An 18,346-nucleotide genomic window follows, 5' to 3' on the forward strand; every position below is an offset into this window, starting at 1 on the left:
AGTAGAAAAATTTAAGAAACAGTAGTTGTGTGGTAAGAAGTAAAATATAGGGTGTTTTTAGCGGGTGCCCCTAATGTATTCCGAGCGCCAACAGTAATTAGATTCGTTTACGCTAGCGATTACTGTTGGCGTTTTTTGAATTGGAAGTTCGGCCTCCCTTTTGACCAATTTCTTTATAATGCTCCTGGCCATATTTTTTACTCGTTGTTTCTCCACCTTTTTGGCCAATTTCCTCAAAATGTTCTTGACTGTACTCTTCGCTTGTTGTCTGTCCTCCGCGTTTACCTGCTTCTTCTCTGCTCATTTTGTTTTGTTTTTCCGCCATATAGCTCCTAACCTCCTTTCTGTCGTTTCTATGAAGCTTTACCACCTTCCTTCCTCCATCAAACCTGTAATTCTCTTAATAACTTCCTATTTAACCGAATTGTAAACGTTAGAAACTCGTATTTTACTGTTTCTAACAAGGAAAAAGGGGGAAACAGACCCATAGAAAGGAGGGAAGGCATGTTATCTGCTGATCGAACCAATATCCCTAAGTATGCACGGTCATTTTGGCTGCAAAACGAAAACCTTCCAACTTTTCCACCTTTACAAGAGGGTATGGCTGTACATGTCACTATCATTGGAGGTGGCGCTGCAGGAATAACAACGGCATATTTGCTGGCAAATGATAACCATGAACGAGGAAGAGGACGAAATGAGGATTCACCCGAACAACAAATAAAAAGGGATAAGAAAGATAAAAACTTAGACCTGCAGAGTCAGGTCGGTGATAACCTTTCGAGTAAAGAAAGTGAAAAAATCAGGATGATTTCACAAGTGTTTTCTCATTAAAAAATATTTTTGCGGCCTATCCCTTCTAGGAAAGAAAGCTGATATAATTTATTATAGAATTTAGCTTTTTTCATTCTGCTATAGCGAGGATGAAATAAATAGATGATGTGTGGTGGATTATGCAGAATAATATCAAACATGAAAAATATGATGTGAACCTTTTTTTTGTGCTTTTTTTATTTGCCGTGGCCAGCTGCTTATACATATATAACGCACAGGAAATGGCTCAATATGAAACAAATTTTGTAATAAGGCAAGCGGTATTTTTTATTGTTGCCTTTGCTATTGCCTTTGTTGTCTTGCATTTTGATTTTGAATATTATACTTATTTGTCCTGGTTTTTATATGGCTTTGGTCTTACTTTATTATTATTTTTAGCCGTGGCACCTGCTTCCATTGCTCCTCCAAGTAAAGGAGCTGTAAGATGGTTTGAATTTCCGGTGATCGGTTCGTTTCAACCGTCCGAATTAATGAAGATATTTGTTATTCTTGTTTTAAGCAACCTTATTAATAAGCACAATTTACAATACAGCCATTCCTTGTCTAACGACTTGAAACTCCTTGCAAAGATGGCAGCAGTAATCATTCCGCCGGTTCTGCTTCTTGTCAATCAGCCTGACATGGGCATGGTGATGATGACACTTTCTATATTTATAGCATTAGTGATTGTTTCAGGCGTTTCCTATAAGATTATAACGGTGTTGATTGGCGGTCCTATCTTAGGAGCAGCAGGATTTATATTTGCTTTTTTCCGTTTTCCTGGTTTTGTTGAACAATATATATTTTCTAATTTATCTCCTTATCAAGTAAGACGTTTTTACGGCTGGTTAAACCCGTTTGAATTTGTAGACGAAGGATACCAGACGGCGCAGGCTCTTACTCTTATTGGTACAGGGAGAATGTTTGGCTCTGATGCAGATGTTTACTTACCAGAAGCGCACACCGATTTTATCTTTGCTATTATTGGCCACACCCATGGTTTTGCTGGTGCAGCCTTTGTCATTACGCTGTATTTTCTCCTTTTGTATATGATAATCATGACAGCTATAAGGTCCCATAATCCATTCGGCACTTATATCTGTGCTGGCATTGCCGGAATGCTGGCTTTTCAAGTTTTTCAAAATATTGGTATGAACATAGGGCTGCTCCCAGTTACAGGCTTCACCCTTCCGCTATTAAGCTACGGAGGAAGCTCTCTTGTTACGACCATGCTTGCAATCGGGCTGGTAATGAGTGTCCGGTATCATCGTGAAACCTTTATGTTTTCTACTTCGGATCAATCAGGCAAACAAAAAAAAGCAAGATTTTAAGAAGACCTCATGGGCAGCTAATGCTCATGAGGTTTCATTATATACAAGGATACCTGTATATTTACTCCTATACCTTATTACAATATCCGCATGATAGTGTTTTTTCGTTCCAAAAAAACAGGAAAAGCACAAGAAATAAAGAAAACAAGATTCAGGACTCAAAGAAAGGTGGATAGAAAATGACCTATTTTCATGAAAATAAAATCCAGGAGACCCTAAGAAAACGTACGGTGACATTATCAGACGGTACTAAGCTTCCTTGTTTAGGACAAGGGTCATGGCATATGGGCGAAAAACCTGGAGCAAAGGCCAAAGAAGTAAAAGCATTACAGATAGGCATAGACTTAGGTATGACTTTAATAGACACAGCGGAAATGTATGGAGAAGGGGGATCCGAGCGTGTTGTAGGAGAAGCAATACACGGCCGTCGGGACAACGTTTTTTTGGTTTCTAAAGTATATCCCCATAATGCCGGTGCCGAAACAATTAAAATAGCTTGTGAAAACAGTTTAAAACGTATGAATACAGAGTATTTGGATATGTATCTCTTGCATTGGCGGGGAGGAATCCCTCTAGAAGAGACGATAGAGGGAATGGAGGCTCTGCGAGCAGAAGGTAAGATTAAAAGATGGGGTGTCTCCAATTTTGACACTAATGATATGGAAGAATTATGGAATAATGAAAATGGCTCGAGCTGTGCCACAAACCAAGTTTTATATCATTTAGGTTCAAGAGGGATTGAGTTTGACTTGCTGCCCTGGCAAAGAGAGCATCGTATGCCGGTGATGGCATATTGTCCATTAGCTCAAGGCGGTACATTGAGGAAACAATTAACCACCCATCCTGTTATAAAAGAGGTTGCTGAGAATTATCAAGTAAAACCATTACAGATTGCCCTTGCCTGGACGATAAGAAACAATCACATTATTTCTATTCCAAAAGCTGTTCAAGAGCATCACGTGATAGAAAATGCAGCAGCCGCTGGAATCGAACTAACAAAAGAGGAAGAGAAAAAACTGGATGAAGCATTTCCACCGCCATCAAGAAAAACACCCCTTGATATTATATAATGAATTCTTTAACGAGCTGTCTAGAAAATCAATAGGCAGCTCTTTGATTCATCTCTTCTGCCCTGACTTTCAGCTTATCCCTCTTGATTCGGTTCTTCTTTCTCTTAATTCAGCTCTTTTCTTTCGGGATTCAGCACTTCATGTCTTTGATTCAGCTCTTATACGTTGGTTTTCAGCTCATCCCTCTTGATTCGGTTCCTCTCTCTTAATTCAGCGCTTATTCCCTTTGACTTAGCTCTTCTATCTAGATTTTAAGCTCTTCCTCCTTTTGATATTTTTCAACAATAACGGGTTGACGAAGAAAGCGAAGTGATTTATATTCTTTAAATAGGAATAATTACGATTTGAAAATTCGCCTTATTGGAGGAGAACTTTTATGAAGAAAATCCCTGTAACAGTGTTAAGCGGGTATCTGGGTGCTGGGAAGACTACTGTTTTAAATCATATTTTGACAAATCGTGAAGGGCTCAAGGTTGCTGTCATAGTCAATGACATGAGTGAAATTAATGTAGATGCAGGATTAATTGAAAGAGGTGGTTTTAAGCGGTCAGAAGAAAAAATGGTGGAGATGTCGAATGGATGTATATGCTGCACTTTAAGAGAAGATTTGTTGATTGAAGTGGACAAGTTAGCAAAACAAGGAAACATTGACTACATCGTTATCGAATCTTCCGGAATAAGTGAGCCGATACCAGTAGCTCATACTTTTAGTTATGTAGATGAAGAAATGGGTATTGATCTGACTCTATATTGTGAGCTGGACACCATGGTTACAGTTGTGGATGCTAATCGTTTTTGGGAAGATTTTTCTTCAGGTGAAACATTGTTAGATCGAAAACAGCAAATAAGTGAAGAAGACGAACGTGAAGTAGTGGATTTACTAATTGATCAGGTGGAGTTTTGTGATGTTCTCCTCTTAAACAAAAACGATATGGTTCCTGAACAAGAAAAAGAAAAATTAAAAGCATTTCTTCAAAAGCTCCAGCCGGAAGCTAAAATAATTGAAACCACTTATGGAAAAGCAGCAATTAATCAATTGCTTGGTACAGGATTATTTCAATTTGAAAAAGCTAGTGAGTCTGCTGGCTGGCTAAAAGAACTAGAAGCGGAAGAACATACTCCGGAAACAGAAGAATTTGGAATCTCTTCATTTGTGTATAGAAGAAGAGAACCGTTTCACACGGAAAGGTTAAAAGAATGGTTTGAGCATTATCCGAAAGAAATTGCCAGAGCTAAAGGAATTGCATGGCTTTCCACTTATAACGACATGGCTTTTATGCTTTCTCAAGCAGGTTCTTCAATTACTTTAGAATCTATTACGTATTGGGTTGCTTCTCTCCCAGAGGCAGAAAAATGGGAATCTATTCAGCAAGAACCAGAGGTTAAAACAGAATTAGACACCTTCGAATATGGAGATCGCAAAACAGAACTTGTCTTTATAGGAGTAGGTATGGACATTTCAAAGCTTGAAGAAACGTTGGATCAGTGTCTTCTCCAACCAGAAGAGATCGAGGATTGGAAAATAAAATTAAAAAACGAAGACACCCAAGCATTAACAACAGATTTGTAAAAAGATGCTTTTTATTAATATTAATTAATCGTAATGATTACGTTTAATAAAGGAGGAAATACTGTGGCAAAAAAATCAAAAATAGCAAAAGAAAAGAAACGACAAGCAATGGTAAAAAAGTATGCAGAGAAGCGAAAAGAATTAAAAGAAAAAGGGGATTATGAAGCCTTGCGGCACCTCCCGCGAGATTCTTCTCCTACTAGGCTGCAAAATCGTTGTGAAGTAACAGGAAGACCTAGAGGATATATGAGGAAATTCGGGATGTCTCGAATTACTTTCAGAGAGCTGGCTCATAAAGGACAGATTCCAGGAGTGAAAAAATCCAGCTGGTAAATAAATGAAAAAAGGAGGAGCATGCTTTGTTTAAGTGGGTAATCGTGGGAGGAGGCATTCAAGGGTGCACGGCGGTTTCGTTTTTGATAAAAAACGGAATGGTAAAGCCTAGAGATTTATTAATTAATGATCCTCATCCTTTTCCATTGTATAAGTGGAAAAGGATTACTAGTAAAATCGGAATGGATTACCTTCGTTCCCCTTCTGTGCATCATTTAGACACCGATCCATTCAGCTTAGAAAAATATGCAAAGAAATCAACATGCCCCTCGCCCTTTTTGGGCAGGTTTAATAGACCAAACCTGCGTATGTTTAATGATCATTGTGATACGTTATTTGAACAAATTGAAATCGGGCTCTGTTGGTGTGAAGATAAAGTAATGAACCTTGATTCTATACATGGTCGATGGCTGATTTCTACAGAAAAGGGCAAAGTTATTGAAACGGAAGGTGTTGCTTGCGCTAGGTATAAACGATCAGCCGCATTACCCAGAATCGATAAAGTCTATATATAAGGAAAGGCCTAACCAGGTCTACCATATATTTAATGAGCATTCCCCTTCACATGAAAAGTGAGCTGGTCCCTATGCAATTATTGGAGGAGGAATTTCGGCAGTACATCTTGCTGTTCGTCTTTGTGAGGCAACAAAAGAAAAAATAACATTAATGAAACGTCATCCATTTCACATTCACCCGTTTGACAGTGACCCTGGATGGCTGGGCCCAAAAAATATGACCAAGTTTAAAAAATTAAGGATCTTACAAAAAGAAGGTCAGTAATCAAAAAAGCCCGCCATCGTGGATCGATAACTAGGAATCTCTTTATCGAACAAAAAAGAATGAGAGATAAGGGACAACTCGACATTATTACGGACCAAATTGAAAACGCTCATGTAGAAAAGGACACAATAGAATTAGTTTTACATACTGCACCATCTAAAACAGCACGCTCCAGTCGTTAACCAAAAGCTGGAGTGGGCGCCTGGCTTACATGTCGCAGGAGCACTTGCTGAACTGGAATTAGGGCCGGTATCAAGAAACATTGCCGGAGCCAGAAAAGCAGCCAAAATAATCTCCTCTCTGTAGGATTTCGGTAACAGCCGAAAAAGATCATTCCGTGTAATAACATATTCTTAATTGACTATGTGAATAGGATGAAAACAATGATGAACAGGAATTAACATGACAGCATTCTTATTTTCATGAGATGGGTAAGTTGCTGCAAAAGGCGGCGTAGCACAGGTTACAAAGGCATTATCCAACGAATGGGCATTACATAATATCAATGTCAATGCCATTGTCCCAGTTTACATCGTGACAGACATGAATATGGCATTAATTTATGATGAGAGCAGAAATAAACAGATATTGGACAGAATTCCGGCCGACCGCTGAAGAAACCCGGAGGATTTCGAAGGTACAGTCGTTTACTTGGCTTCTGATGCTTCAAGCTATGTACACGGTCACTTGCTGGCGGTAGACGGCGGCTGGTTAGGAAGGTAATATTTAAATAAGATAAGGAATAAACGACTGCGGTGGTAATAAGCAGTCGTTTTTTGGTTGTTTATATAGAAAGGTAAATCAATCAGCAGTCAATGGAAGCATATAAAGGAATATGCACACATGTGTTGAATTTTAATTAAATCATGTTGGAAGGAGCATTTACCGTGGAGGACTACAGAACCCAGCCAAACGGAGTCTTTAAATCAGTGTGCTCGCTCGATTGTCCCGATCAGTGCGGCCTTCTTTTACATAAAAAAGAGGGGAAAATCAAAAAAGTAGAAGGGGACCCAGAGCACCCTGTGACGAAAGGTGCGATTTGCAATAAAGTCCGTCATATGACAGAGCGTATATATGATGAGAAGCGTATAGGACATCCACTAAGACGGATTGGCCCAAAAGGAGAAGGAGTATTTGAGCAGATTAGCTGGGAGAAAGCGATTAATATTATCGCTTTGCATTGGAAAAAGCTTATTAAAAAGGAAGGGCCTGAGAGTATTCTGCCTTACAGCTTCTATGGAAATATGGGCCGTATCAGTGCGGAAGGAATGGATCGGCGTTTTTTTCACCGTCTTGGAGCAAGCAGGCTCGAGCGTACGATTTGCTCATCAGCTGGGGCAGCCGGTTACGGTTTTACAATGGGAGGAAGCTTTGGAACAGATCCTGAAGATACGGTACATGCGAAGCTTTTTATCATGTGGGGAATTAATGCAGTCAGTACCAACATGCACCAGGTAACACTAGCCCAGCAGGCAAGAAAAAAAGGAGCAAAAATAGTAGTAATTGATGTTCATAAAAACCAGACCGGACGCTGGGGAGATTGGTTCATTCCTATAAAGCCGGGAACAGATGCGGCGCTGGCTCTAGGAATGATGCATATCCTATTTGATGAAGACTTAACAGATGAGAGCTTTTTGAAAAAGTATACAGTTGGGTATGAAGAGCTTCGTGAACATGTCAAAGCATATGATCCATATACAGTTTCCGAAATTACCGGGGTATCCGTTGAAAGTATTTATGAACTGACACGTCTGTACGGCCAAACCACACCTTCCTTTATTCGTATTGGAAACGGCATTCAGCATCACGATAATGGAGGAATGTGTGTCCGTACCATCGCTTGTTTACCAGCATTGACCGGTCAATGGCTTCAGAAAGGCGGTGGTGCTATTAAAGGAAATGGTTCGGTAATCCAATTCAGCCAATTTGCACTTCAAAGGCCGGATCTTTTAGAGAAAAAGTCAACCCGTTCTATTAATATGAATGTCATAGGCAAGGAGCTTCTTGAGCGCAAAGAACCTCCCATTCGATCGCTTTATGTATATAACAGTAATCCTGCTCTTGTTGCTCCGGAATCGAGGAAGGTACGAGAAGGACTCGAAAGAGAAGATCTCTTTACCGTTGTACATGATATGTTTGTGACCGAAACGGCCAAATATGCAGACATCATTCTTCCTGCATCTTCCAGTTTTGAAACTACAGACTTCTATACTTCCTATTGGCACCACTATATGCAATTGCAGCGTCCAGTTATTGAAAATTACAAGGAAAGTAAATCTAATTCAGAGGTATTCCGAATACTAGCAGAATCTCTTGGTTATAAAGAAAAAGAGCTTTTTGACACGGATGAGTCTATGATTCAGCAGGCACTTGAAAACCCGAAACGTGCAAACGTGGAATGGTCTTCCCTTAAGCAAAATCATTATGGTAAAGCACCTCGACCTGCTACGGTTTTAGATGAACTTTCCACCCCGAGCGGGAAAATAGAGCTATATTCAAAAGTGCTCGAAAAACTGGGCCATCCGCCACTGCCAACATATATTCCGCTTAAAGAGGAAAATGAACCTTATTTATTTGTGCCTGGGCCGAATCACAGTTTCTTAAATTCTACTTTTTCTAACAATGAAAAGCATAAAAAGCTGGAGAAAGGACAGGTGATCCATATTAATAAAAAAGATGCTGAAGCCAAAGGTATAGAGGATGGAGATATAGTGAAAATTTGGAATGAAAGAGGGGAATGCAAAATAGCAGCATCAGTAGGTGAAAATGTACTTCCCGGTGTGGTAGTTAGCCAGGGTTTATGGTCAGATGAAGAAGGAAGCCCCCGCAATGTAAATGCCCTAACACCGGAACGCCTGTCAGACATGGGAGGCGGAGCTACCTTCTTTTCAGGACGGATTCATATGGAGAAGGTTTAAATGATTTGGTAAACTTTTATAAAATAAATGGAAACGGGGCTCTAATATGAGTAATAAAGAAATTCGCTGGAAACAAAGGTTCGAAAACTTTCAGAAGGCATATGAACTGCTTGAAAAATATACGAAATCAAGTCCAAAAACTGAATTAGGAGAGCAGGAGTCATTCAATTCCCAGGGTTATAATGTTAAAAGCCCTAGAGATGCAATTAAAACAGCGGTTCAAATGGAAATTATTAAGAATGGATATATTTGGATGGATGCATTGTCCAATAGTAATTTAACCACTCACACTTATGATGAAGCAATGGCAGAGAAAGTTATTTCTTTAATTATGAATCATTATTTCCCGGCAATAAAAGAATTACAAAAAGCTTCTTTTTGGAACAGGTCTTTTTTTCATTTGGCCTAGAGAGGAAAAGCCGGAAGTGACCCTGGAAGAGGCAGTAAATGTAACAGAACTGCACCCTGTCGTGGAGGAAAAAAACAGGAATTCATACAACGCTCAGAAGAACAAGGCATAAACATAGTAATTACAGATGAATATCGTTTTGTTGAGGAACAAAACAATTTATTTGCGCAAGGACGTTCGGAACATGGGAACGTAGTCACCAACGCAGAAGGCGGCGAATCGTATCATAATTATGGTTTAGCCATTGATTTTGCATTAGAAAATGATAACGGAGAAATTACTTGGGATACTGAATATGATGGAAATGGAAACGGCAAATCGGATTGAATAGAAGCAGCAAAGATTGCAAAGGAACTTGGTTTTGAATGGGGAGGCGACTGGCCGGGATTAAGAGATTACAGTCATCTTCAGTTAGACACGGATTTAGTATTCGACAACTTCAAATGCAGTCTAATGTTAATAATTAATAACAGCAATAAATGCAAAAAGCCTCTTAAATAAAAATTTTCTAAGAGGCTTTTCCTTTTATTCAGCAATTCTAGAAGCCAAACCCTCCACCTTTATTGTTGCCGTACCACCAGGCGGCTCCAATAATAATGATCAAAATGAACAGCAGAATGACCAGTGCTATTCCGCCCCCATAACCATATCCCGGCCCGTGTCCATAGCCTCCGACATAACCCGCTTTGGTACCAAAATCGTTTCCAAATCCGAATCCAGGGCCATTACCCGGCCAATTACCAAACCCATTCCCGAGTCCATATCCAGGGATGTTGCCCGGTCCATTGCCAAGACCGTTTCCGAGCCCGGTACCTGGACCATTGCTTTGCCTGCTCCTTAGTCCGTGCCCTCCTACAAAACTCAATCCAATCTCTCCTTAAGCAAAATTAGGTACCTATATATGTGTATGTATCTAAGAGTGAAGAGGTTAGGCTGCAGTAAGTGGAGGTAAAGCCAATAAGGACATCCTTAAAAGTTATGAAAAAGAGCGAAAGGACTTTGCACTGCTGTTAGTTTCCTCAACAGACAGGGTTTTTAGGTTTGTCGTACAGCAAAACAGGAGAGGACAGCTTCTTCGAAAGTTTGCTCCCGGCCTCATAGGTATTATTTTAAAGGAATAAAAAACTTCGAAGAACAGTATTTAATGTTATTTCTCAGATTCGTATAAACTACCGGAAAAGTATGATAAGTAAAGGAAAAGCCGGAAGAATCAGCAGCGGGGATCGGCTGCCATGGTTACAACAAGAAGAAGAAAATAACTATGACATGCTAAAAATGATGGATTGGAAATACATGTTTATGGGAAAGGGAACCAAACACTGAAAAACTATGCGAGAACCAACCAAAATTCTTTTGTTTGAATTTTCCTGGACTAAAAAAGCAAAGAGTGCTGGCTTTAAAAAAAATGCTCTTTACCTCGTATGACCAGATGGCTATATTGCATTCATAGAACCAAAACAAGAAATGGATAAAGTCAGTAAATACTTAATACAACACAACATTAAGCCAATCAATCAAACGTTTGATTAAATAAAAATCACAAATTTTTTAAAGAGAAAGGTATATTTCCTATTAATATTGAAAGAATAATAGATACACCAATGAGGAGGGAAAATAATGAATAAAACAGAACTTATTAATCAAGTTGCTGAGCAATCCGGACTGAGTAAAAAAGATACAGAGGCTGCAGTCAATGCAACTCTTGAAAACATTGAAAAATCATTAAAATCCGGTGAAAAGGTACAACTAATCGGCTTTGGAAATTTTGAAATTCGTGAAAGAGCTGAACGAGAAGGACGTAACCCGCAAACAGGCGAAACAATTAAGATACCTGCTTCAAAAGTTCCTGCTTTCAAACCAGGAAAACAGTTAAAGGAAGCTGTTAACTAGACAGCTGACAGGAGCCGTCTCAAATGAGGCGGCTTTTTTTTGGATATTCAAAGCGGTCTTCTAAATTTTTCATCTTGTGAGCATAAGAGAAGCCATTTCATTTCTTTCTGTGCTATACTTTTTTATAACTGTAGAAATTGTAAGATTTTGGATCACATTAACAACATTAGAAAAAGGAGCGATTCCATGGAATTTGTAACACTGAATCATGGGTTGAAAATGCCTCAACTAGGATTTGGGGTATGGCAGGTAGAAGAGGAAGCAGCAACACCAGCTGTAAAAAAAGCACTTGAAACAGGTTATCGTTCCATTGATACGGCAGCTATCTACAAAAATGAGCGCGGTGTAGGCAAAGCGATCAGTTTGTCAAACATTCCAAGAGAAGAATTATTTATTACAACAAAAGTGTGGAATGCAGACCAAGGCTATGATAATACCCTTCAAGCATTTGATACCAGTCTTGAAAAGCTTGGTCTTGATTATATTGATCTTTATCTTATTCACTGGCCGACCCCAGAATATGATGACTACATAGAGACGTATAAAGCCATGGAAAAGCTCTACCAGGACGGCCGAGTAAAGGCAATCGGTGTCTGCAACTTTGATATAGATCATCTCCAGCGCCTGTTAGATGAATGTGACGTAAAACCGGTCTTGAACCAAGTGGAGTGCCATCCGTATCTTGCACAGCAAGAATTAAAGGAATTCTGCAAGAAGAATGATATTTACGTAGAAGCATGGAGTCCTTTGATGCAGGGAGGGGATGTTCTTAATAATAAGGTTATAAAAGAATTATCTGAAGCTCATCGCAAAACACCAGCTCAAGTTATTATCCGCTGGCATTTGCAAAATAAATCTATTGTTATTCCAAAATCAGTAACTCCTGTCCGCATTGAAGAAAATTTTGATGTATTTGATTTTGAATTAAGCAGCGAAGATATGAGTAAAATTAACAGCTTAGACCGTGAAGAACGGAAAGGTCCGAAGCCAAGCGAAATGAATATGCGTTAGGAAATCATGGGGCACTGTCCAAAAGTCGATAAGTTATAGACTTTTGTGGCAGGCCCTTTTTGTTTGGATTGGTACATGAAAATTGTTTCCGTTAATGCGTTCTTAAAATGGATTTTTTCAGAATTAGAGGACAACGCTTTCAGTAAACGTGTAGGCCTAAATGATTAGTAGTAAGAGATCCGGTTTTATCTTCCAATCTTAGTAACTATCTGTAGTACAGCACTGTATTATTTCTATTGTTTAAATATTTTGTCTTTTCATGTAAGCAGAATTTTTTTCAATCATGTCGTAATTTGCTATATTTTATATAAAGAAAAATTTCATATTTTCTTTTTAAGAAGCATTCTTTATTAGAGGTGGTGATAAAAAATCATTGACAAAACAGGGATTAAGGCAAAAAATACAATTTAAAATAAGAATCAAATTAAAATAATTATAAATTAGTATTGATTTTTCATTTATAAGTGTTATTATAGATTCATAGAAAAAATAATGAGGTGATCTTGCATGAGTAAAAATAATAAACATCTCACAACAAGCTCAGGTGCCCCGGTTGGAGACAATCAACATTCGATTACATCTGGGTCTAGAGGCCCAACTTTAATCCAGGATGTACATTTGTTGGAAAAGCTTGCGCATTTTAACCGTGAACGTATTCCGGAACGAGTAGTTCATGCTAAAGGAGCAGGCGCACACGGGTATTTCGAAGTAACAAATGATGTAACCAAATATACAAAAGCAGACTTCCTCAACGAAGTCGGAAAAAAAACACCGATGTTTATTCGGTTTTCTACCGTAGCAGGAGAAGCGGGTTCTGCGGATACGGTGCGTGACCCTCGCGGCTTTGCGGTGAAGTTTTATACAGAAGAAGGAAATTATGATTTAGTAGGAAACAATACACCTATTTTCTTCATAAGAGATGCTATTAAGTTTCCAGATTTTATCCACACTCAAAAACGTGATCCGCGTACACACTTGAAAGACCCTAACATGGTTTGGGATTTCTGGTCACTGTCGCCGGAATCTCTGCATCAGGTCACATACTTACATGGGGACCGTGGTCTGCCGGCAACTCTTCGTCATATGAATGGTTACGGAAGCCATACATTTAAATGGGTAAACGCAAAAGGGGAAGCCTTCTGGGTAAAATATCACTTTATCAGTGAGCAAGGTGTCAAAGCATTGGATGAACCAGTGGCCGATCAGCTGGCAGGAGAGAATCCTGACTATCATACAGAAGATCTTTTCAATGCTATCGAAGAGGGAAATTTCCCGGCATGGAGACTGTATGTACAAATTATGCCGTATGAAGATGCAAAAAAGTATAAATGGGATCCATTTGACGTAACCAAAATTTGGTCCAAAAAAGATTATCCGCGGATTGAAGTAGGGCGCATGGTGCTTGACCGCAACCCTGAAAACTATTTTGCGGAAGTAGAGCAGGCTGCATTTTCACCTGGTCATTTTGTGCCAGGAATTGAAGCTTCCCCGGATAAAATGCTGCAAGGACGTTTGTTTGCATACTCCGATGCTCTCCGCTATCGCGTTGGGGCGAACCATGAACAGCTACCTATTAATCGTCCTATCAGTGGAACAAACAACTATCAGCGTGATGGGTACATGAGAGCTGATGGGAATGGCGGCGGTTCTGTAAACTATGAACCTAACAGCTATGATGGACCGAAAGAGTCGGAAGAAGCTAGAATTAGTCCATTCGAAGTTACAGGCCAAGCAGACAGTGTAAACTATGATAGTGAAGACCATTACACGCAAGCCGGAGATCTTTTCCGTCTGATGAGTGATGATGAAAAAGATCGTCTCATCAATGCTGTGGTAGGCCATATGAAACCAGTAAAAAAAGATGAAATCAAGCTTCGCCAAATTAAGCATTTTTATAAAGCAGATCCAGAATACGGCCGCCGTGTTGCGGAAGGACTTGGATTAGATGTTCCAGAAGAACAGGAAGTTTAAAAACAACAAATAAATTTGATTCTCTCTTTATTCTCTAAAAAAACGGGCATCCGCTGCTAGAAAGCCGGATGCTCGTTTTACTTACATATCAGGTACTTTTCTTTAATTTCCTCCATCCCGACCGCGTTAAGATCCTTACAAAAAAGTAGGCCGCTTGTTTACGGCCTATCCTTGTCACATTCACTCATCTGAAGAAAAGAGTGTTTCTTTTAATTTGTTTATATCATTTGTTTGCTGTTTTATTTCTGCTTCTAATTGATGAATCAATTCTTCGCTTTTCTTCAAGTTATCACCATAATCATTTATTTTTACAATCAACTGTTCAATTTGATGTTCCAATTCTTCAAGGCTTTCTGTATTATCTGTGTCCTTCTCCGAAAATTCTTCGGTTTTATCCATTGTAAAATGTGTAATTTCATCTTTTAATTCATGGATTTTTCCCATCATTCCTTCGTGCAGAGATTTAAAATGAGCGATTTCCTCTTTATATATTTTATTTTCCTCCGTTGTATGGGTATATTTATTTTGAACTTCAAGTTTTGCTTTTTCTGCTTGTTCAAGCTTATCAGAAACATTTTCGAATTGACTTTTTAAGTCTGTTTTTTTGGACATTTCCCGTTCGAGAAACTCGTTTAGGCGCTGCATCTCTTTTTCTTTGTTTGCAAGTTCATTTTTGTAATGTGCCGTCTCTTCTTGTAGGTTATGAATAGAAGAGAGGTGGTTCTCCGTTCCCTTCTTCAAGTCTTCGATTTGGGCGGAAAGCTGTTGATTGTCTTCCGAAGTTTGGTGGAATTGCTGCTGTAGTTCTTGTTTCTCTTTTTCGACTTGTTCTAGCTGGTAAGAAAGGTTATTGGCCTGGTGCTGCAAATTTTCCCGGCTATCATTTTCTTGCTGGAGCAGCTCGTTTAACTGTTGAATCTCCTCTTCTTTGCTTGCCAGTGTGTTTTTATAATTCTTCATCTCTTCCTGGAGGTAATGAATAGAAGAGAGGTGTTCATCCGTTTCCTTCTTCATGTTTTCCATTTGAGCTGTAAGCTGTTGATTGTCTTCCGAAGATTGGTGAAATTGCTGCTGCAATTCTTGTTTCTCTTTTTCGACTTGTTCTAATTGGTAAGAAAGGTTATTGGCCTGATGCTGTAGATTTTCCCGGTTGTCATTTTCTTGCTGGAGCAGCTCGTTTAACTGCTGGATCTCCTCATCTGTATTTGCCAGTTTCGTTGAATTCTCCTTTAACTCTTCCTGCAAGCTTTGAATAGAAGAGAGATGGTTTTTCGTTTCCGTTGTCATGTCTTCGATTTTTGAAGCAAGCTGTTGATTTTCCTCTGAAGACTGCTGTAATTTATTCTGTAGTTTTTGTTTCTCTTTTTCCTTTTGTTCTAATCGGTAAGATAGTTGATTAGCATGGTGCTGCAAGTTTTCTTTCTCGTTTTTTTCCTGCTGGAAAAGCTCGTTTAATTGCTGCAACTCATTTCCTTTGCTTGCAAGTTCTTCTTGTAAGCTTTTGATAGTAGTATTCGTTTCTTTAGTTAAATCCTCAATCGAAGCTTCAAGCTGGTGATTCTTTTCCTTTAATTCTTTGTTCGATGAATGTAAATAACCGATTTCTCTTTTGAATGTTTTATTTTCTTCCGCTGCTGTTAGAAATTCATGATGCAGTTCATTTTTATCTTGCTCTAATTCTTTTTGTTGATCCTCCGTTTGTTTTAAGCGATAAGAAAGGTTCTCCACTTTATTTTTTAACTCTTTATTTTGGGATTCTTCATTTATTAAATTATTTTCTGACTCTTGTAGTTTTTTTTTATACTCCTTCAGCTCTTTCTGTAAGCTTTGAATGGAGGAGGCTTTATTATTGACTTCCTGATTTGTTTCCTCAAGCTCTGTAGAGAGACGCATATTTTTCTGTTCTACGTCGTCCATATTTCTTAGTAATTTGAGATGCTGTTTTTCAATGTTATTTAATTTTTCTTGTAATTCTTTATATTCTTTTTTTCTCTCGTTTAATGATTTAACGTACCTTATATTTTCGGTTTTCAGATCTTTTATATCTTCTGCTAACTGTTTATTTACATTTTGTAAGTTTAAAATAACATTTTTCTTTTCATCCACTTTTCTCCGCTTCATTTCTTCAAATTGCTGTTTCTGGTACTCCATTTCTTCTTTTAATTGTTCATTTTCAAAAATTAACTTTTTTACCTGGTTGTACTTAGGGTTATTTTCATATTCTCTTACCCTAGCTCTGTATTTCTCAAGTTCTGATTTATAGTGGATAAGCTTTTGCTGGAGCTGAAATTCATCTTTATGATAAACCTCAGCTTGGGAAGTTGGTTCATTGTTCATTTAGGTAATCCTCCTTTAAATCATTTCTGAACGCTTAACCGCCTTATTTATATGTATGGTAAACAGGCATGTAATATTTAGAAAAACTTGGCTGATTGCCAAGTTATTATGTGCCCTGATTTTTCTACAAGTTCCGCACGTAAAAAAAGCCTGTGAATCAATCGATTCACAGGCTCAATCTTCAGTCTGGATCTGAAGAATTCATTTTCCGTTCTATACTCATGTTGGACGCGGATAAAGGATATGAAAGTATAATATAATAACAGACCAATTAAGGGTAAAACATATAGAAATAGTAATAATAATATAAATAAAATAAAAGCGGATAATGAAGGGTAATATAAATAAATTATAAAAGCGAACCAAATATTGAACAATTATTTGTTAATGTTCATGGGGTTTTAACCCATCACCTCCTCTACTTACTTCATATTATGGAAAAGAAAGAATAATGATAAGACCTTTAACTATGTTTATTAAATTTAACGTAAATGCCCACTCAATTCACAAATCGAGATTTATAATGAAGATTGTAGTTTGACGTAATATACTACAGTTAAGTAAGTATTTTGTTAAAAATTTCTAAATTTAAAAGAGTGCGTACTCATAACGTCCGCACTCAACGCATGATGATGTAAATTAAAATGAAAATCTAATATCATTGTTAGCAGTAAATGACATTTTTTTGTCTTGAAAATAAACAACGCTTCGAATGATGGCCATTTCTTTTTCTTCAGGTTCTTCAATGGTTAATTGAAAATGAGGCAAAGACGTACTTTCTCCCGGTGGGATGAGGAGATCTTCTATCGGACCGATCCAGTACTCGCCTCTTTCCTGCGCTTTTTCAAACCAGTCATTGTCCATAAACTTCCAACCTCTCATACCTCCTGAGCTTTGTATACCAAGGGTATCTGCCATGGCAGGCGGTAAAATCTGTCCGCCTAAATTAATCGATTCTACAGGCTGTACTTTAATACAAATGAGAGGATTAATTAAATCTGTACCACCTGTATTTACTATATTTAAATCTCCTGTAGCTATATATTGGTCTTTGGACTTAGCAGTGTAGACAGTGTAATCAAAATAGACTTCTGCCCTGGAATCTTTTGTTAAAGATGGAGATTCACTGTTTGAAGAAGAAGAGTTCTCTTGATTCTTTATACTGACAGGTTGAGGCTTTTTGTGTTGAATGGATTTTTGAGCAGTGCTTTTTTCAAAAAATGGGTTAAGGAATACTTTGGATTGAGAGGATGCTTTTGTATCAAGGCTGTCAAATAGATAACGGCATATTCCCAAAGCTAAGCTTAGACTTATCTTTTGGCAAAATAGCTGCCAGTCTTCTGTATTGTATTGCTTTGGCAGCTCACATTCTACAGAAAGGGAAGGGCTGGGTAAGTCACTTTTCTCTTTTTTAAACTCATGCTCAATATGAAGTACTTCTAATCGATGGTGAAGAGAAGATTTTAATCCCTTTTGCTTGGGCTGAAAATTATAGCTAATCTCCACTATTGGAAAATCGATGTCACTATTAGTAACTGCATTGAGTTTGAGAATAATACTGTTTTCATTTAAAAATTCCTGTCCGTTTGATTCATTAATGGTGATTCCTGTTTCAAATAAAAAGGTTTTTAAATCTTTTCTTAATTGTGTTTGATGCTTATTCTCTTCCTTCTCTTTTATAATAGTAAGCTTTTGTGCTTTTAATCCGGACTCAAGATGCAGTTTTTTATGTTCAAGGTCCCACTTTACCGTATAGCCTTCTTCTTCACAGTATTGAATAAAAGGAACAAGGGAGGCAGACTCGATCTTTCCTATAGACCGATTGTGATAGTACACCTCTAATTTCATCTTTTCCCCTCCATATTTCATAAAACACTAATACCAATTTTATGAGCATACGTTACAAATAATGA

Annotated in this window: 17 protein-coding genes and 1 pseudogene; 14 read left to right on the forward strand and 4 right to left on the reverse strand. The window is 38.2% G+C overall.

Annotated elements, in window-relative coordinates; all coding sequences use genetic code 11:
• Positions 1-112: 112 nt before the first annotated feature.
• On the reverse strand, positions 113-325 hold the full coding sequence (locus ACE1TI_RS09020) for a stress-induced protein, KGG, repeat-containing protein (protein WP_375007251.1): 213 nt from the start codon (positions 323-325) through the stop codon (positions 113-115).
• Between the two features lie 179 nt (positions 326-504).
• On the opposite strand from ACE1TI_RS09020, the gene ACE1TI_RS09025 reads away from it, so the two are divergent.
• The 11 genes and pseudogenes from ACE1TI_RS09025 to ACE1TI_RS09075 all read left to right on the forward strand — a co-directional run bounded on the left by ACE1TI_RS09025 (position 505) and on the right by ACE1TI_RS09075 (position 9,725).
• Entirely contained in the window at positions 505-834 is a 330-nt protein-coding gene (locus ACE1TI_RS09025; RefSeq protein ID WP_375007252.1) for a hypothetical protein, read from the forward strand.
• A gap of 119 nt (positions 835-953) precedes the next feature.
• Positions 954-2,144 carry an FtsW/RodA/SpoVE family cell cycle protein gene (locus ACE1TI_RS09030; protein ID WP_375007253.1) on the forward strand — a complete coding sequence of 397 codons (1,191 nt, stop codon included), beginning with the start codon at positions 954-956 and terminating at the stop codon, positions 2,142-2,144.
• Positions 2,145-2,323: 179 nt separating this feature from the next.
• Complete coding sequence (locus tag ACE1TI_RS09035; RefSeq protein ID WP_375007254.1) at positions 2,324-3,214, forward strand: aldo/keto reductase; 891 nt, start codon at positions 2,324-2,326, stop codon at positions 3,212-3,214.
• Between the two features lie 376 nt (positions 3,215-3,590).
• On the forward strand, positions 3,591-4,784 hold the full coding sequence (locus tag ACE1TI_RS09040; RefSeq protein ID WP_375007255.1) for a GTP-binding protein: 1,194 nt from the start codon (positions 3,591-3,593) through the stop codon (positions 4,782-4,784).
• A gap of 63 nt (positions 4,785-4,847) precedes the next feature.
• Complete coding sequence (gene rpsN / locus ACE1TI_RS09045; RefSeq protein WP_375007256.1) at positions 4,848-5,117, forward strand: 30S ribosomal protein S14; 270 nt, start codon at positions 4,848-4,850, stop codon at positions 5,115-5,117.
• A gap of 26 nt (positions 5,118-5,143) precedes the next feature.
• The gene (locus ACE1TI_RS09050) at positions 5,144-5,632 is read left to right on the forward strand and encodes a Rossmann-fold NAD(P)-binding domain-containing protein (protein WP_375007257.1); all 489 of its coding nucleotides are present in this window, start codon (positions 5,144-5,146) and stop codon (positions 5,630-5,632) included.
• A gap of 715 nt (positions 5,633-6,347) precedes the next feature.
• A pseudogene (locus ACE1TI_RS09055) lies at positions 6,348-6,620 on the forward strand (SDR family oxidoreductase); the annotation flags it as partial.
• 164 nt (positions 6,621-6,784) lie between these two features.
• Complete coding sequence (locus ACE1TI_RS09060) at positions 6,785-8,815, forward strand: molybdopterin oxidoreductase family protein (RefSeq protein WP_375007258.1); 2,031 nt, start codon at positions 6,785-6,787, stop codon at positions 8,813-8,815.
• Positions 8,816-8,861: 46 nt separating this feature from the next.
• Entirely contained in the window at positions 8,862-9,224 is a 363-nt protein-coding gene (locus ACE1TI_RS09065; RefSeq protein ID WP_375007259.1) for a nucleotidyltransferase substrate binding protein, read from the forward strand.
• Between the two features lie 120 nt (positions 9,225-9,344).
• Positions 9,345-9,551 (forward strand): M15 family metallopeptidase, encoded by a 207-nt coding sequence (locus ACE1TI_RS09070; protein WP_375007323.1) that lies wholly within the window; start codon positions 9,345-9,347, stop codon positions 9,549-9,551.
• Positions 9,552-9,566: 15 nt separating this feature from the next.
• Positions 9,567-9,725: a M15 family metallopeptidase gene (locus ACE1TI_RS09075; RefSeq protein WP_375007324.1), complete on the forward strand. Its 159-nt coding sequence runs from the start codon at positions 9,567-9,569 to the stop codon at positions 9,723-9,725.
• A gap of 37 nt (positions 9,726-9,762) precedes the next feature.
• Here ACE1TI_RS09075 and yjcZ read toward each other — a convergent pair whose 3' ends face one another.
• Positions 9,763-10,089 (reverse strand): sporulation protein YjcZ, encoded by a 327-nt coding sequence (gene yjcZ, locus ACE1TI_RS09080; protein ID WP_375007260.1) that lies wholly within the window; start codon positions 10,087-10,089, stop codon positions 9,763-9,765.
• Between the two features lie 752 nt (positions 10,090-10,841).
• On the opposite strand from yjcZ, the gene ACE1TI_RS09085 reads away from it, so the two are divergent.
• The 3 genes from ACE1TI_RS09085 (at position 10,842) to ACE1TI_RS09095 (ending at position 14,096) form a co-directional block, all read left to right on the forward strand.
• Positions 10,842-11,114 (forward strand): HU family DNA-binding protein, encoded by a 273-nt coding sequence (locus ACE1TI_RS09085; RefSeq protein ID WP_375007261.1) that lies wholly within the window; start codon positions 10,842-10,844, stop codon positions 11,112-11,114.
• Positions 11,115-11,300: 186 nt separating this feature from the next.
• Positions 11,301-12,125 (forward strand): aldo/keto reductase, encoded by an 825-nt coding sequence (locus ACE1TI_RS09090; protein WP_375007262.1) that lies wholly within the window; start codon positions 11,301-11,303, stop codon positions 12,123-12,125.
• 507 nt (positions 12,126-12,632) lie between these two features.
• Entirely contained in the window at positions 12,633-14,096 is a 1,464-nt protein-coding gene (locus tag ACE1TI_RS09095; protein WP_375007263.1) for a catalase, read from the forward strand.
• A 180-nt stretch (positions 14,097-14,276) separates the two neighbouring features.
• Here ACE1TI_RS09095 and ACE1TI_RS09100 read toward each other — a convergent pair whose 3' ends face one another.
• Together ACE1TI_RS09100 and ACE1TI_RS09105 are read right to left on the reverse strand one after the other, a co-directional pair.
• Entirely contained in the window at positions 14,277-16,433 is a 2,157-nt protein-coding gene (locus tag ACE1TI_RS09100) for a hypothetical protein (protein ID WP_375007264.1), read from the reverse strand.
• A gap of 639 nt (positions 16,434-17,072) precedes the next feature.
• Positions 17,073-18,281, reverse strand: coding sequence for a hypothetical protein (locus ACE1TI_RS09105; RefSeq protein ID WP_375007265.1), 1,209 nt, complete (start codon positions 18,279-18,281; stop codon positions 17,073-17,075).
• Positions 18,282-18,346: the final 65 nt, after the last annotated feature.

Origin of the sequence: Alteribacillus sp. JSM 102045, assembly GCF_041949975.1 — a bacterium.
Lineage (GTDB): Bacteria > Bacillota > Bacilli > Bacillales > Marinococcaceae > Alteribacillus.